Below are 15,143 nucleotides of genomic sequence, written 5' to 3' on the forward strand. Positions count from 1 at the left end.
CATGACTCCTCAAAACAGAAAATAGCGTTGCGCCATCGGCAAAACCTCTGCCGGTTCGCTGGTGATCAATTCGCCGTCGACGCGTACCTCATAGGTTTGCGCGTCAACGGTGATATTCGGCTGTAAATCGTTGTGGATCATGTCGGCCTTTTTCACCGACCGGCAGCCTCTCACCACCGCGGTGGCACTTTGCAGTCCGAGCCGTTGCGGAATGCCGCTGGCATCAGCAGCCTGAGAGACAAACGTCAGCCGCGTGGCGTGGCGTGCGGCACCAAGGGCACCAAACATCGGGCGGTAATGTACCGGCTGCGGCGTGGGGATCGAGGCGTTGATGTCGCCCATCGGCGCGCAGGCGATCATCCCGCCTTTGACGATGGTGGCGGGTTTGACGCCAAAGAAGGCGGGGGACCAGACCACCAGATCCGCCAGCTTGCCCGCCTCAATAGAACCGACCTCATGGGCGATGCCGTGGGTCAGCGCCGGGTTGATGGTGTATTTGGCGACATAGCGCTTCACGCGGAAGTTATCGTTATCGCCGGTCTCTTCCGGCAGTGCGCCGCGCTGCACCTTCATGCGGTGCGCCACCTGCCAGGTGCGGATAATCACTTCCCCCACGCGGCCCATTGCCTGTGAATCTGACGAGGTGAGCGAGAACGCGCCGATATCGTGCAGCACGTCTTCGGCGGCGATGGTCTCCCGGCGAATGCGGGATTCGGCAAACGCCACGTCCTCGGCGATATCCGGGTCGAGGTGATGGCAAACCATCAGCATGTCCAGGTGCTCGTCGATGGTGTTGACCGTGTAGGGCAGCGTCGGGTTGGTGGAGGAGGGCAGAATATTCGGGTGCGCGCAGGCGGTGATGATATCCGGCGCATGGCCGCCGCCCGCCCCTTCGGTGTGGAAGGTGTGGATGGTGCGCCCGGCGATGGCGGCCAGCGTGTCTTCGACAAAACCGGACTCGTTCAGCGTGTCGCTGTGCAGCGCCATCTGAATATCCATCTCTTCAGCGACCTCCAGCGAACAGTTGATGGCCGCAGGCGTCGCGCCCCAGTCTTCGTGGATCTTAAGCCCGATGGCACCTGCGGCGATCTGCTCGCGCAGCGCGTCCGGGTTGGAGCCGTTCCCTTTACCCAGCAGGCCAATATTCACCGGTAGCGTATCGGCTGCCTGCAACATGCGGGCGATATACCACGGCCCCGGCGTGCAGGTGGTGGCGTTTGTGCCTGCCGCAGGCCCGGTGCCGCCGCCGATCATGGTGGTGACGCCAGACACCAGCGCCTCTTCCGCCTGCTGCGGACAGATCCAGTGGATGTGGGTGTCGATCCCGCCTGCGGTGACGATCTTCCCTTCGGCGGCGATCACCTCCGTTGCCGCGCCAATCGGGATCGTCACGCCGGGCTGAATGTCCGGGTTTCCGGCTTTGCCGACGGCGAAGATCCGCCCATCTTTTACGCCGATATCCGCTTTCACGATCCCCCAGTGATCGACGATCAGCGCGTTGGTGAGTACCAGATCCACGCAGTCGTCGGCGGTCATCTGCCCCTGTCCCATACCGTCGCGGATCACTTTTCCGCCGCCGAATTTAACCTCTTCGCCGTAGATCGTGAGATCGTCTTCCACTTCGATCCACAGCTCGCTGTCGGCCAGCCGCACTTTATCCCCGGTAGTGGGGCCGAACATATCGGCATACGCCCGGCGTGAAATCTCAGCCATGTTTCACCTCGCCCATGACCTCGCCGCGAAAGCCGAAAATGCGCTGTGCGCCCGTCACCTGCACCAGCGTCACTTCCCGCTTCTGGCCGGGCTCGAAGCGCACGGCAGTGCCGGCAGGGATGTTCAGCCGGTAACCTCGGGTGGCCTCGCGATCGAACTTCAGCGCCGGGTTGACCTCGTAAAAGTGGTAGTGCGATCCGACCTGGATCGGCCTGTCGCCGTGGTTTTCCACGATCACACTTCGGGTTTCGCGCCCGACGTTGAGAGCAATGTTTCCGGACTGGATCCGGTATTCGCCTGGGATCATCACGCGCTCCTTACACGATCGGGTTGTGGACGGTGACGAGCTTGGATCCGTCCGGAAAGGTAGCTTCCACCTGGATATCCGGGATCATCTCCGGCACGCCTTCCATCACCTGATCGCGCGTCAGGACGTGGCGGCCGGCTTCCATCAGCGAGGCGACGGTTTCGCCATCGCGCGCGCCTTCCATAATAAAGGCGCTGATCAGCGCGACCGATTCCGGGTAGTTGAGCTTTACCCCGCGCGCGAGGCGGCGTTCGGCAACCAGCGCGGCGGTGAACAGCAACAGCTTGTCTTTTTCTCTGGGAGTCAGTTCCATAGCGTTTCTCTTATGTTTGCCAGATGCGCGGCGAACAGGCGGTTTTGGAAGTTAAAAGCGGGCGAAGCGACTGCCAGATATCGCGCATCACCCGCTGACAAATCAGGTTGTCGTGGGAGAGAAAACGCACCGACAGCAGATCGTCGGTGAGCGTCGCCCCGCCAACGTTTTCCAGCGGGGCGAGAAGCGCACGCACCGCGTCGAGAAGTGCTTCCCGGGCCGGATAGAACAGCAGCGTGCCGACCCACGGATGGTCCGCGACGGGCGTCAGATCGCCACCGCTGAGATGCAGTCGCTCAATCAGACGCGGCTCGCCATCCACCCACACCTCAAGGCGGTTCTCCAGCGTGCCGTGGCTGAAGGTTTCGTTTATCACCGGACGGCCCAGACAGTACAGCTCCCACGCCAGCAGCGTGCTGGTGGCGTGCAGGTGAAAGACGGAACGCAGCGCGGCGTTAGCGCCGGGGAAAATAATGGTGTCCTGCGGCAGCCACTCCAGCGTAGCCTCTTCGTCGAGGTAAAAATGCTGACTGAGGCAGGCCAGCGGGCCGTTGCTGCGATAGAACTTACTGGCGCCGGGCATGGTGATGAGGGCATGGCTTTTGGCGTCGAGCCGCACGGAAATATCCAGCGTATCTCCGCCCACAATTCCGCCTGGCGGGTGCAGCAGGTAAAGGTGGCAGGTTTCCCCTTCGGGATAAAACGGACGCTGAACGGTGAGCGGCCCGCTGTGACGCGCGGAATGGAGAAGGGTTTTCTCAGGGGTATGACAAAACTGGAGGGCAAGCGAGGCCTGCCAGCCTTTGTATGAATTATCAGTGACCTGAGTTGCTAACATGGTGCTTCCATTTCCACACTATCGGGGTACGTTTCAGTATGCCCTGGCGGAAATGAAGGCTGTCATATGAGTCGCTTATGGATAAAAAAACGGCTCATGTGAGCCGGTTTCAGTAATGCAGGCCGGGTAAGCGCAGCGCCACCCGGCAAGAAAGGCTAGCGATAATCCTCTGCATCCACATCATACCCCGACGGCTCCCAGCGGATCGCCAGCAGCGACGCCAGACCGATAAACGGCGCCAGCGCAATCACCCAGAACACGGCGGTATCCAGCGAGGCGACCAGCAGCGGGAACAGAAACAGTGACAGCGTTGAACTGCTGCGCATCAGCGTCTGGTTAAGCCCCACGCCCACGCCGCGCAGCGAGGTCGGGTAGCTCAGGGAGGCAAACGTCATGGTATGCGCACCTGGACCAAAACCCTGACCAAACAGGAACAGCGCCAGCATCGCGACGGCGAATACGCCTTCCGTAGCCCCGTCAGGGCGGCCAATCAGCGCCAGGCCGAGCAGTGCCGTAAGCTGGCACGCATAACCCGCCAGAGACATCCGCCATGCGCCGAAGCGCGGAACATAGCGCACCGCCAGCAGCCCGCCGACAAACGCGAACAGCAGGTTAAGCGCCAGCGAGATCAGAATGGTCGTCAGCATCGACTGCACAAAGAAGCTGGAGATGATCACCGGCAGGCCAAAGGCTACGGCGTTATAGGCGAACGAGGAGACCACTGACAGCAGCGTGGCGAGCGTGGTACGCCGCAGATAGATACCGCGGAACAGGTTCAGGTAGTTCGACCATTTTGCCTTGTTCACGACAGGCGCGGGCTGGTCGAGCGCATCCTGCGGTACGTGGGCATTAATAATGTAAGACTGCCGCAGGATGGACGCCGCCTCCTTCAGATTGCCCTGATTCGCCGCCCAGACCGGGGATTCGCTCATATAGCGGCTGCGGATGGCGATAATCACCAGCGCGGGCACCGCGCCAAAGCCAAGGATCAGACGCCAGAGCCAGTCGCTGTGGCTTTCCGGCAGCACGGCGTAAAAGAAGAGCACCAGAAGATAAGAGATGCTGATGGCCGCGTACCAGGTGGGGCACCACATTGCGACGCTGGAGGCTTTATTCCCCGGGCCTTTCAGCCTGGCGAACTCGCTGAGAAACGCCATCGCGACGGGAAGGTCGATCCCAACGCCAAGACCCATCACAAAGCGCGCGCCCGCAAGCACATATTCGTTCGGGGCCAGCGCACAGGCGATAGCGGCAACGACAAAGAACACCATGTCGGCCATAAAGACGCGGTAGCGCCCGATTTTATCCGTAAGATAGCCGCCGAGCAGCGCCCCGACAATCGCGCCAAAGGTAATCGCCGAGGCCACCATGCCGGTACCGGCGGGCGTCAGGTTAAATTCGCGGGTGATGTCTTTGATGCCGAATGCCAGCGCGCCGAGATCGTAGGCATCGAGGAAAATTCCCCCGAGTGCGATACCGACCACGATGCGGGCATTGGCCCGGCCCTGAGAGCCGTCATTAACGAGACGTGAAACGTCCGATGCGCTACGCACCCACTTGATGTCGCCATCCGGGGTATTTCCTGCCGTTGGAAGGGGAGTTGAATCTGTGATTTCTGCCATTTTCTTTTTGTGTGGTTGTGTTGTGTCTCTAACAGTTACCACAGGCAGAAGGTGACAAAAATCACATTTGGTTATAAGGCATAACGAACGGTTTACTGAGCGTCTTTCTTTTCACGCCTGAGCTTCGTCCAGATCTTCGTTTCCTTACGCCGCCACAGGCGCTGAATGTTGTCGTGGTGGCGCAACAGGATCAGACACGAGAGCATCGACACCGGGAAGGTAAACTGCGGTTTAAACCACCAGACATAAAACGGGGCGATCAGTGCGCTGACGATGGCGCCCAGCGACGAATAACCGCTCAGCAGGATGGTCAGCAGCCAGGTGCCCGCCATCACGCCGGTGAGATCCCAGCCGATCGGCGCAATCGCGCCAAACGCGGTGGCAACGCCTTTACCGCCTTTAAAACCAAAGAAAACGGGCCAGATGTGGCCGACGCAGGCGGCGATGGCAATCAGCCCCAGCCAGAAGGGTGTGACGCCGAGCGCATACGCGCCCCAGACGGGAAGCATTCCTTTCAGAACATCAAAAATCAAAACCGCTACGGCTGCTCCCTTGCCGCCAATTCGTAGTACATTGGTCGCCCCCGGATTCCCGGAACCACTTTCACGCGGGTCAGGCAACCCGGCGATGCGGCAGACCAGAATGGCGCTGGAGATTGAGCCGCAAAGGTAGGCGAGGATAATCATTCCAGGCGCGATTGCACTCATAACGCTGTTCCGTTTTGAAAATGTATCTGTATTCTCAGCATCTGTGGATAATACGCATAATTCGCCGGAAGTGGTATCCGGTTTAGCCAAAAAGCAGGCAGGTCGTGATGGATATTGTATTTATAGAGCAACTTTCGGTAATCACCACAATTGGTGTTTACGACTGGGAACAGACCATCGAGCAGAAACTGGTGTTCGATATCGAAATGGGCTGGGACAACCGCAAGTCAGCAAAAAGCGATGATGTGAATGACTGTCTGAGCTACGCCGACATCAGTGAAACGGTCATCGCCCATGTGGAAGGGCAACGTTTTGCGCTGGTAGAACGCGTGGCGGAAGAGGTAGCAGACCTGCTGCTGAGCAGATTTAACTCCCCATGGGTGCGCATTAAGCTAAGCAAGCCGGGAGCGGTGGCGCGCGCCGCCAATGTAGGCGTGATCATCGAGCGTGGCACAAATCTGAAAGGAAAGATTTAACGTCATAATAGCTAAACCATTTTAGGTTATATCGGTCTTAAAGCTGTATCTTTCACGGTTGTCCGCGTGGGACACCGTTTTTTTATATCTTTTTAGGGGTTTATAGATGAGCGATATGCACTCGCTGCTGGTGGCGGCAATACTGGGTGTGGTCGAAGGATTGACGGAGTTTTTGCCGGTGTCCAGTACGGGCCATATGATTATCGTTGGCCATCTCCTGGGCTTTGAAGGCGATACCGCAAAGACGTTTGAGGTGGTTATTCAGCTGGGCTCTATCCTGGCGGTGGTCGTGATGTTCTGGCGACGTCTGTTTGGTCTGATCGGTATCCACTTCGGGCGTTTGCCGCAGCGTGAAGGAGAGCGCAAAGGGCGCCTGACGCTGATTCATATTCTGCTCGGGATGATCCCGGCGGTGGTGCTGGGGCTGGTGTTCCACGACACCATTAAATCGCTCTTCAACCCGATTAACGTGATGTACGCGCTGGTTGTCGGCGGCTTCCTGCTGATTGCCGCCGAAGTGCTGAAGCCAAAAACCCCGCGTGCGGAAGGTCTGGACGATATGACGTATCGCCAGGCGTTTATGATTGGCTGCTTCCAGTGTCTGGCGCTGTGGCCGGGCTTCTCCCGTTCAGGGGCAACCATTTCCGGCGGGATGCTGATGGGCGTGAGCCGTTACGCGGCGTCTGAGTTCTCGTTCCTGCTGGCGGTGCCGATGATGATGGGTGCCACCGCGCTGGATCTCTACAAAAGCATCGGCTTCCTGACCGTGGGCGACATTCCGATGTTCGCCGTGGGCTTTATCACCGCCTTTATCGTGGCGCTGATCGCCATCAAAACCTTCCTGCAACTGATTAAGCGTATTTCGTTTATTCCGTTCGCGATCTACCGCTTTATCGTCGCGGCTGCCGTGTACGTGGTCTTCTTCTGATGACCGACCGCCCTCAGTCTTTCGGCTGAGGGCAACGTTTTTCCTTCCACGCTGCAACCGCATCAATCCGCCGCTTCGTCAGCTCTTCGCGGATCGCCGGGCCTTTAAACCCTGCCTCCACCACCTCTTTTGTTGGCACCGCTTTCGCCACGTCCCACGCCTCACGCAGCAAACGACCTTGTGGATAATCGGACGCTTCAAACCCGGTGCGGCCGCGCACGTCGGCTTCGCTGGTCAGCGCAATTTGCTCCACGCGCTGCGGTTTGCGCCAGGCGTCGATGTTATCAAACAGCCTGACGATGGTGGCGGGTTTCAGGATCGGGAAGGTGTGGATCAGGTCGTGAAACTCGGCGACCAGTTTTGCCAGATCGCGAATGTCATTCGGCACGCGCAGGCGCTGGCAAAGCCCTTCAACCAGCTTCACGCCAGCCGGACCGTGCCCGTGGTGGCGTGGCCACAACTCCTTTGGCGTTAACCCTTTGCCGAGGTCATGGCAGAGGGTAGAAAAGCGCACGTCCACCTCCGGGCTGAGCATGGCGGCCATGCTCAGCGTCATCAGGGTGTGAATGCCGGTATCAATTTCCGGGTGCCATTTCGCCGGGGCGGGCACGCCAAACAGCGCATCTATTTCCGGGAACAGCACTTTCAGCGCCCCGCAGTCGCGCAGAACCTGGAAAAAGACCTGCGGATTACGGGTAGTCAGGGCGTTTTCGGTCTCTTTCCAGACGCGTTCTGGCGTCAGGTGTTCCAGCTCGCCCGCGTCGGTCATGGCCGTCATCAGCGCCATCGTCTCGTCGGCGATGCGGAAGCTGAGATGGGCATAACGGGCGGCAAAACGCGCCACGCGCAGTACGCGTAACGGATCTTCAGAAAAGGCGGGGGAAATATGGCGTAAAAGACGGTCGCGCAGATCGTTCTGGCCGCCGTAGACGTCGATAATATGGCCTTTTTCGTCCTGCGCCAGGGCATTAATGGTGAGATCGCGGCGCAGTAAGTCCTGCTCCAGCGTCACATCCGGCGCGGCATAGCAGGTGAAGCCGGTATAACCGGAACCGGATTTCCGTTCGGTACGCGCCAGGGCGTACTCTTCCCGGCTTTTCGGATGGAGGAACACAGGAAAATCGCGGCCTACCTGCTGGTAGCCCGCGTCAATCATCGCTTCGGGCGTGGCACCGACCACGACCCAGTCTTTATCTTTGACCGGCAGACCTAATAACGCATCACGTACCGCACCACCGACCAGATAACTCTTCACGCCAACACTCCCGTTTTCTCTTTTCGCAAGATGATACGTAAGTGTGGCAGAGAAGACGAGTTAGTTCATCCAGCGGTCTTTACGTTTACGGCTCGGGATAAGGTGAGGAAGCACCAGACCCAGCACCAGACCGACGCCAAGCACCCCGCCGCCATACATAAACCACTGCATGATGATGGTGCGTTGTTTGTCATCCAGCTGTAGATTCGCGGCGTTCACTTTCTTCTGCGCGACGATGAGCTCATTTTTCAGCTTCTGATTTTCATCTTTCAGACCGGCGATCACGCTGTCGCTTTGCGCCACTTTCTGCTGCATCTCTGCGGTGCGCTGGTTCCAGGTGCCGTCAATGTTGTTCAGCTTATCGGTCAGGGTTTTCACCTGATTTTCCAGGTCCGGCACGCGGGTGCGCAGGCTTGGCACCGTGCTCAGCTCTTTCAGCGGGATCCATGAGGTGCGGCCAGAGCTGTCACGAACCTGACCGTAATTGGTGTCTGCATTGGTTTGCAGCAGAGTCACTTCCTCGCCGGCATTTACCGTACCCACGAGGCGATAATTGTCTCCAGGGCCGCTGCGTACCCAGGTATTCAGTTCATCAGAAACGTAACGTTTCTCTTCAGCGTGGACCGCGGTTGCGGCGCTAAAAGCGAGTAAAGTAAGTCCAATCAGGCGTAATTTAAGCATATCAGTCGTTATTTTCATAAAAAGTGGAACGATAGTAGTGGTATCAGTGTCGCTACGCAAAGGATTCATCATCAATCGGAATCATCTGTGTCATGATTTCCACCGCTTTAAACTTTTACGCCCGTCAAATTGCTCATTGCGTGGCAATTTGGCGCAAAATACTATGTACTGACAAACAAATGGCGAGGAAGTTCGCCTTCATCGACGCGTCTGTGACGCACGCAAAAGTACAAGGCTATGGCACAAGAGATCGAATTAAAGTTTATCGTCGAAAAAGACAGCGCTGACGCGCTCCGCCAGCATCTGAATACGCTGTCCGGCGAGCACCATGAACCCGTACAGCTGCTCAACATCTATTACGAAACGCCGGACAACTGGCTGCGCAACCACGATATGGGCCTGCGCATCCGGGGTGCGAACGGGCGCTACGAGATGACGATGAAAATCGCCGGTCGCGTGGTGGGCGGTTTGCACCAGCGTCCGGAATACAATATCGACATCAGTAAGCCAGAACTTGAGCTGGATCGTTTTCCGGCGGAAGTGTGGCCGGAAGGGACGCTGCCCGCAACGCTGTCGGCAGAGGCGCAACCGCTGTTCAGCACCGATTTCTGGCGCGAAAAATGGCTGGTGTCGGAAGGCAAGAGCCGCATTGAGATCGCGTTTGATCGGGGTGAAATTAAGGCGGGTGAAGAGCAGGAGCCGATCTGCGAATTGGAACTCGAACTGCTGGAAGGCGAGGCGAGTGATGTGCTGAAGCTGGCGCACAAGCTGGTGAACCAGCCTGGCCTGCGTCAGGGCAGCCTGAGTAAAGCGGCACGCGGCTATCACCTGGCCGCCGGGAATGCGCCGCGCGTGCTGCGAGAAACCCCGATTCTGCGCGTTGTGCCGAAAGCCTCCGTTGAGCAGGGCATGGAAGCGGCGCTGGAGCTGGCGCTCTCTCAGTGGCAGTACCACGAGGAGCTGTGGGCGCGTAACGTGAAAAATGCCAAAAAACAGGTGCTGGCCGCTATGGGGCTGGTGCGTCATACCCTGACGCTCTTTGGCGGCATTGTACCGCGTAAAGCCAGCACTCACTTACGTGATTTGCTCACTCAAACCGAAACGCTGATGCTTTCCGACGTGTCGGCACAAACGGCGATCTACAGCCCGCAAAACGCCGGCGCGAAACTGGCGCTGACCGAGTTTCTGGTGACGCGCGGCTGGCGCACGTTCCTCGATGCGAAAGGGCAGACCAAAATCGCGGAAAACTTCAAACGTTTTGCGGATATCCACCTCTCCCGTCACGCGGCCGAGCTGAGAACCACCTTTGCGCATCCGCTGGGCGACCAGTATGGCGATCAGCTTCCCCGCCTGGCGCGTAACATCGACAGCATGTTGCTGCTGTCAGGTGCGTATGAGGGCGTGAAGGCGCAGGCCTGGCTGGAGAACTGGCAGGGGCTGAAGCATGCCATCGAGACCCGTCAGCAGATCGAGATCGAGCATTTCCGCAACGAGGCCATTTCGCAGGATCCGTACTGGCTGCACAGCGGAAAACGTTAATTCTGGCAAGGAACCCCTGATATGCCGCTTTCTTCGCAGTTACAGCAGCACTGGCAGACCGTTTGCGAACGCCTGCCTGAGTCGTTACCCGCGTCATCGTTAAGCGAGCAGGCGAAAAGCGTGCTCACGTTCAGTGATTTTGTGCAGGAGAGCGTCAGCGCCAACCCGGACTGGCTGGCAGAGCTGGAAAGCGCGCCGCCGCAGGCTGACGAGTGGCGGCATTATGCTGGCTGGCTGCAAACCGTGCTGGCAGAGGTGGCAGACGAAGCCACGCTGATGCGCGTACTGCGTCAGTTCCGCCGCCGGGTGATGGTACGCATTGCCTGGGCGCAGGCGCTGGAGCTGGTGAGCGAAGAGAGTACCTTGCAGCAGTTGAGCGAGCTGGCGCAGACGTTGATTGTCGCCGCGCGGGACTGGCTCTACGCCGCCTGCTGTAAAGAGTGGGGCACGCCGTGCAGCGAAGCCGGGGTTCCGCAACCGCTGTTGATTCTGGGGATGGGCAAGCTGGGCGGCTGTGAGCTTAATTTCTCCTCAGACATCGACCTGATTTTTGCCTGGCCGGAGAACGGCTCCACGCGCGGCGGTCGTCGCGAGCTGGACAACGCCCAGTTCTTTACTCGCCTGGGGCAGCGGCTGATTAAGGCACTGGATCAGCCCACCCAGGATGGTTTTGTCTACCGCGTGGATATGCGTTTGCGTCCGTTTGGCGACAGCGGTCCGCTGGTGCTGAGCTTTGCCGCGCTGGAGGATTATTACCAGGAGCAGGGTCGCGACTGGGAGCGTTACGCGATGGTCAAAGCGCGGATCATGGGTGACAGCGACGATGCCTGGGCCAACGAGCTGCGCGCCATGCTGCGCCCGTTTGTGTTCCGCCGCTACATCGACTTCAGCGTGATCCAGTCCCTGCGAAATATGAAAGGGATGATTGCCCGCGAGGTGCGTCGCCGTGGCCTGAAGGACAACATCAAGCTCGGCGCGGGCGGTATTCGTGAGATCGAATTTATCGTCCAGGTCTTCCAGCTGATACGCGGTGGGCGTGAACCTTCTCTGCAATCCCGCTCGCTGCTGCCGACGCTGAGCGCTATCGATCAGCTGCATCTGCTGCCGGAAGGCGATTCGCAAACGCTGCGTGACTCTTATCTCTTCCTGCGTCGTCTGGAAAATTTGCTGCAAAGTATCAACGACGAACAGACCCAGACGTTACCGGGCGACGAGCTGAACCGGGCGCGTCTGGCCTGGGGGATGCGGGTGGATGACTGGGCGGCGCTGACGGAACGGCTGGAAGCGCATATGGCGGGCGTGCGCCGCATCTTTAACGATCTGATCGGCGACGACGAAAGCGAATCGCAGGACGATGCGCTCTCCGAGCACTGGCGCGAGCTGTGGCAGGACGCGCTCCAGGAAGATGACACCACGCCGGTGCTGGCGCACTTAAGCGACGATGCCCGCCATCGCGTGGTGGCGCTGATTGCCGATTTCCGCTTCGAACTGAACAAACGCGCCATTGGCCCACGCGGTCGTCAGGTGCTGGATCATCTGATGCCGCATCTGCTGTGCGATGTCTGCTCCCGCGAGGATGCGCCGGTGCCGCTGTCGCGCATGATGCCGCTGCTGAGCGGGATCGTCACGCGTACCACTTACCTTGAACTGTTAAGCGAGTTTCCCGGCGCGCTGAAGCACCTGATTTCTCTCTGCGCCGCCTCGCCGATGGTGGCGAACAAGCTGGCGCGTTATCCGCTGCTGCTGGACGAACTGCTCGACCCGAATACGCTGTATCAGCCGACGGCGACGGATGCCTACCGCGACGAGCTGCGTCAGTATCTGCTGCGCGTACCGGAAGAGGACGAAGAGCAACAGCTTGAGGCGCTTCGTCAGTTTAAGCAGGCGCAGATGCTGCGCGTGGCGGCGGCAGATATCGCCGGCACCCTGCCGGTAATGAAAGTGAGCGATCACTTAACCTGGCTGGCGGAAGCGATCATCGACGCGGTTGTCCATCAGGCGTGGGTGCAGATGGTGGCCCGCTACGGGCAGCCGAAACACCTTGCAGAGCGCGAAGGCCGCGGTTTTGCGGTGGTGGGTTACGGCAAGCTGGGCGGCTGGGAGCTGGGCTACAGCTCCGATCTGGATCTGATTTTCCTCCACGACTGTCCGGCAGACGTCATGACCGACGGCGAACGTGAGATTGACGGGCGGCAGTTCTACCTGCGTCTGGCCCAGCGCATTATGCACCTGTTCAGCACCCGCACCTCATCCGGCATTCTGTATGAAGTGGATGCGCGTCTGCGCCCGTCCGGCGCGGCAGGCATGCTGGTCACCTCGACGGAGGCTTTCGCCGACTATCAGAAGAACGAAGCCTGGACGTGGGAGCATCAGGCGCTGGTGCGCGCCCGCGTGGTATACGGCGATCCGCAGCTCAAAACGCAGTTCGATGCGATCCGCAAGGCGGTCATGACGACCCCGCGCGAGGGCAGTACGCTGCAAACCGAAGTGCGGGAAATGCGGGAGAAGATGCGCGCGCACCTTGGCAACAAACATCGCGATCGCTTTGATATTAAAGCCGATGAAGGCGGCATTACCGATATCGAGTTTATCACTCAGTACCTGGTGCTGCTGCACGCGCACGATAAGCCGAAGCTGACCCGCTGGTCGGATAACGTGCGCATACTGGAACTGCTGGCGCAGAACGACATTATGGATGAGCAGGAGGCGCAGGCATTAACCCGCGCCTACACCACGCTGCGTGATGAGTTGCACCATCTGGCCTTACAGGAACAGCCGGGCCATGTGGCGCTGGACTGTTTCGCCGATGAACGCGCGCAGGTGACCACAAGCTGGCAGAAGTGGCTGGTGGAACCGTGCGTAACAAAACAAGTGTGATATTATCGCGCGCAAATTGTGAATCTTTCTGGAGTCAGGAATGAAAGTAACACTGCCAGAGTTTGAACGTGCTGGAGTTATAGTTGTCGGTGATGTGATGCTGGATCGCTACTGGTATGGGCCGACCAGCCGTATCTCTCCGGAAGCGCCGGTGCCGGTAGTTAAGGTCGACACCATTGAAGAGCGTCCAGGCGGCGCGGCAAACGTGGCGATGAACATAGCCTCGCTGGGCGCGCATTCGCGTCTGGTGGGCCTGACCGGCATTGACGATGCGGCGCGCGCCCTGAGTCAGTCGCTGGCGGACGTGAACGTGAAGTGCGACTTCGTTTCTGTTCCGACCCACCCAACCATCACCAAGCTGCGCGTCCTGTCGCGTAACCAGCAGCTGATCCGCCTCGATTTCGAAGAAGGATTCGAAGGCGTTGATCCTGAGCCGCTGCACGAGCGTATTAGCCAGGCGCTGGGCAATATCGGCGCGCTGGTGCTGTCTGATTATGCCAAAGGCGCGCTGGCGAGCGTGCAGACCATGATCCAGCTGGCGCGTAAAGCCAGCGTACCGGTGCTGATCGATCCGAAAGGCACCGATTTTGAGCGCTATCGCGGCGCAACCCTGCTGACGCCAAACCTCTCTGAATTCGAAGCGGTGGCGGGCAAGTGCAAAACTGAAGAAGAGCTGGTTGAGCGCGGCATGAAAATCATCGCTGATTTCGAGCTGTCTGCGCTGCTGGTGACCCGTTCCGAGCAGGGCATGACGCTGCTGCAACCGGGCAAGGCGCCGCTGCATATGCCAACCCAGGCGCAGGAAGTGTACGACGTGACCGGTGCCGGTGATACGGTGATTGGCGTGCTGGCGGCGACGCTGGCGGCGGGTAACTCCCTGGAAGAAGCATGCTACTTCGCGAACGCCGCGGCGGGCGTGGTCGTTGGTAAACTCGGGACCTCCACCGTTTCGCCAATCGAGCTGGAAAACGCGGTGCGTGGGCGTGCGGATACCGGCTTTGGCGTCATGACCGAAGACGAGCTGAAAGTGGCCGTTGCTGCCGCGCGCAAACGCGGTGAAAAAGTAGTGATGACTAACGGTGTGTTCGACATCCTGCATGCGGGTCATGTCTCGTATCTGGCGAATGCGCGCAAGCTGGGCGATCGTCTGATTGTGGCGGTCAACAGCGATGCCTCAACCAAACGTCTGAAGGGTGAAACGCGTCCGGTGAACCCGCTGGAGCAGCGTATGATCGTGCTCGGCGCGCTGGAAGCGGTGGACTGGGTGGTCTCATTTGAAGAAGACACCCCGCAGCGCCTGATTGCCGGAATTCTGCCTGACCTGCTGGTGAAGGGCGGTGATTACAAACCAGAGCAAATCGCAGGTAGCGAAGAGGTCTGGGCAAATGGTGGTGAAGTGATGGTGCTCAACTTTGAGGACGGGTGTTCAACCACCAACATCATTAAGAAGATCCAGAAAGACAGTCAGTAAAAAACGGGCCAACAGGCCCGTTTTTTTATGTCGGGTGGCGGCTGCGCCTTACCCGACCTACGCGTTCATGTAGCCGCCACCGGGCACAGCAGGCCGCACTTATGCCTGGTCATCCACCGGTGGAATAGCTGGCGCTGGCTTCACTTCTTCCGGCGCATTGCGGCTCTCCAGCTCGCTCAGACGCTGTTCCAGCAGCGCCAGTTTCTCGCGGGTGCGCAGCAGCACCTGAGTCTGCACATCAAACTCTTCGCGGCTGACTAAATCAAGGCGAACCAACTGTGCCTGCAACGTCTGGCGGATTTTCTTCTCAACGTCATCACCAAACTCACGAATACCTTTCGGCATGGACTCATGAACCTGACGCGCGATCTGCTCAATTTTCTTTGGGTCAATCATTGTCGTTTCCCTTGATGAAA

Annotated in this window: 14 protein-coding genes; 5 read left to right on the forward strand and 9 right to left on the reverse strand. The window is 59.0% G+C overall.

All coding sequences use genetic code 11. The annotated features are described in order from the left end of the window. Window positions 1-9: 9 nt before the first annotated feature. The 6 genes from ureC to plsY form a co-directional block, all read right to left on the reverse strand. Entirely contained in the window at window positions 10-1,713 is a 1,704-nt protein-coding gene (gene ureC, locus INF61_RS01175) for an urease subunit alpha (RefSeq protein WP_193547458.1), read from the reverse strand. Further along, window positions 1,706-2,020, reverse strand: coding sequence for an urease subunit beta (locus INF61_RS01180; RefSeq protein WP_015571906.1), 315 nt, complete (start codon window positions 2,018-2,020; stop codon window positions 1,706-1,708). The genes ureC and INF61_RS01180 overlap by 8 nt, the downstream gene beginning before the upstream one ends. A gap of 10 nt (window positions 2,021-2,030) precedes the next feature. Then, complete coding sequence (locus INF61_RS01185) at window positions 2,031-2,333, reverse strand: urease subunit gamma (protein ID WP_003862556.1); 303 nt, start codon at window positions 2,331-2,333, stop codon at window positions 2,031-2,033. Window positions 2,334-2,343: 10 nt separating this feature from the next. After that, window positions 2,344-3,171, reverse strand: a complete 828-nt coding sequence (locus INF61_RS01190; RefSeq protein WP_015571905.1) for an urease accessory protein UreD — start codon at window positions 3,169-3,171, stop codon at window positions 2,344-2,346. A 155-nt stretch (window positions 3,172-3,326) separates the two neighbouring features. Continuing rightward, window positions 3,327-4,793 carry an MFS transporter gene (locus INF61_RS01195; protein ID WP_193547459.1) on the reverse strand — a complete coding sequence of 489 codons (1,467 nt, stop codon included), beginning with the start codon at window positions 4,791-4,793 and terminating at the stop codon, window positions 3,327-3,329. A 92-nt stretch (window positions 4,794-4,885) separates the two neighbouring features. Continuing rightward, window positions 4,886-5,500 (reverse strand): glycerol-3-phosphate 1-O-acyltransferase PlsY, encoded by a 615-nt coding sequence (gene plsY / locus INF61_RS01200; RefSeq protein ID WP_165468074.1) that lies wholly within the window; start codon window positions 5,498-5,500, stop codon window positions 4,886-4,888. 107 nt (window positions 5,501-5,607) lie between these two features. Between plsY and folB the strand changes: the two genes are divergently transcribed. Together folB and bacA are read left to right on the forward strand one after the other, a co-directional pair. Beyond that, window positions 5,608-5,976, forward strand: coding sequence for a bifunctional dihydroneopterin aldolase/7,8-dihydroneopterin epimerase (folB, locus tag INF61_RS01205; protein ID WP_017384032.1), 369 nt, complete (start codon window positions 5,608-5,610; stop codon window positions 5,974-5,976). A 106-nt stretch (window positions 5,977-6,082) separates the two neighbouring features. Next, on the forward strand, window positions 6,083-6,904 hold the full coding sequence (gene bacA, locus INF61_RS01210) for an undecaprenyl-diphosphate phosphatase (protein ID WP_193547460.1): 822 nt from the start codon (window positions 6,083-6,085) through the stop codon (window positions 6,902-6,904). Window positions 6,905-6,917: 13 nt separating this feature from the next. On the opposite strand, the gene INF61_RS01215 is transcribed toward bacA, so the two are convergent. Both INF61_RS01215 and INF61_RS01220 read right to left on the reverse strand, forming a co-directional pair. Next, the gene (locus INF61_RS01215; protein ID WP_017384033.1) at window positions 6,918-8,159 is read right to left on the reverse strand and encodes a multifunctional CCA addition/repair protein; all 1,242 of its coding nucleotides are present in this window, start codon (window positions 8,157-8,159) and stop codon (window positions 6,918-6,920) included. Between the two features lie 60 nt (window positions 8,160-8,219). Further along, window positions 8,220-8,840 carry a TIGR04211 family SH3 domain-containing protein gene (locus INF61_RS01220; protein WP_001303390.1) on the reverse strand — a complete coding sequence of 207 codons (621 nt, stop codon included), beginning with the start codon at window positions 8,838-8,840 and terminating at the stop codon, window positions 8,220-8,222. A 237-nt stretch (window positions 8,841-9,077) separates the two neighbouring features. Here INF61_RS01220 and INF61_RS01225 point away from each other — a divergent pair, with 237 nt between their 5' ends. From INF61_RS01225 to hldE, 3 genes are read left to right on the forward strand one after another with little or no spacing between them, the layout of a single operon-like run. Beyond that, window positions 9,078-10,379, forward strand: a complete 1,302-nt coding sequence (locus INF61_RS01225; RefSeq protein WP_023295460.1) for an inorganic triphosphatase — start codon at window positions 9,078-9,080, stop codon at window positions 10,377-10,379. Between the two features lie 21 nt (window positions 10,380-10,400). Next, window positions 10,401-13,256, forward strand: coding sequence for a bifunctional [glutamate--ammonia ligase]-adenylyl-L-tyrosine phosphorylase/[glutamate--ammonia-ligase] adenylyltransferase (gene glnE / locus INF61_RS01230; protein WP_193547461.1), 2,856 nt, complete (start codon window positions 10,401-10,403; stop codon window positions 13,254-13,256). 40 nt (window positions 13,257-13,296) lie between these two features. Further along, window positions 13,297-14,727 carry a bifunctional D-glycero-beta-D-manno-heptose-7-phosphate kinase/D-glycero-beta-D-manno-heptose 1-phosphate adenylyltransferase HldE gene (gene hldE, locus INF61_RS01235; RefSeq protein WP_193547462.1) on the forward strand — a complete coding sequence of 477 codons (1,431 nt, stop codon included), beginning with the start codon at window positions 13,297-13,299 and terminating at the stop codon, window positions 14,725-14,727. A 99-nt stretch (window positions 14,728-14,826) separates the two neighbouring features. Here the strand turns inward: hldE and ubiK are convergent, their stop codons facing one another. After that, on the reverse strand, window positions 14,827-15,123 hold the full coding sequence (gene ubiK, locus INF61_RS01240) for a ubiquinone biosynthesis accessory factor UbiK (RefSeq protein WP_000566823.1): 297 nt from the start codon (window positions 15,121-15,123) through the stop codon (window positions 14,827-14,829). Between the last annotated feature and the right edge of the window lie 20 nt (window positions 15,124-15,143).

The sequence above is a fragment of the Enterobacter cloacae complex sp. P18RS genome (assembly GCF_014982105.1).
Classification (GTDB): Bacteria; Pseudomonadota; Gammaproteobacteria; order Enterobacterales; family Enterobacteriaceae; genus Enterobacter; species Enterobacter hormaechei_C.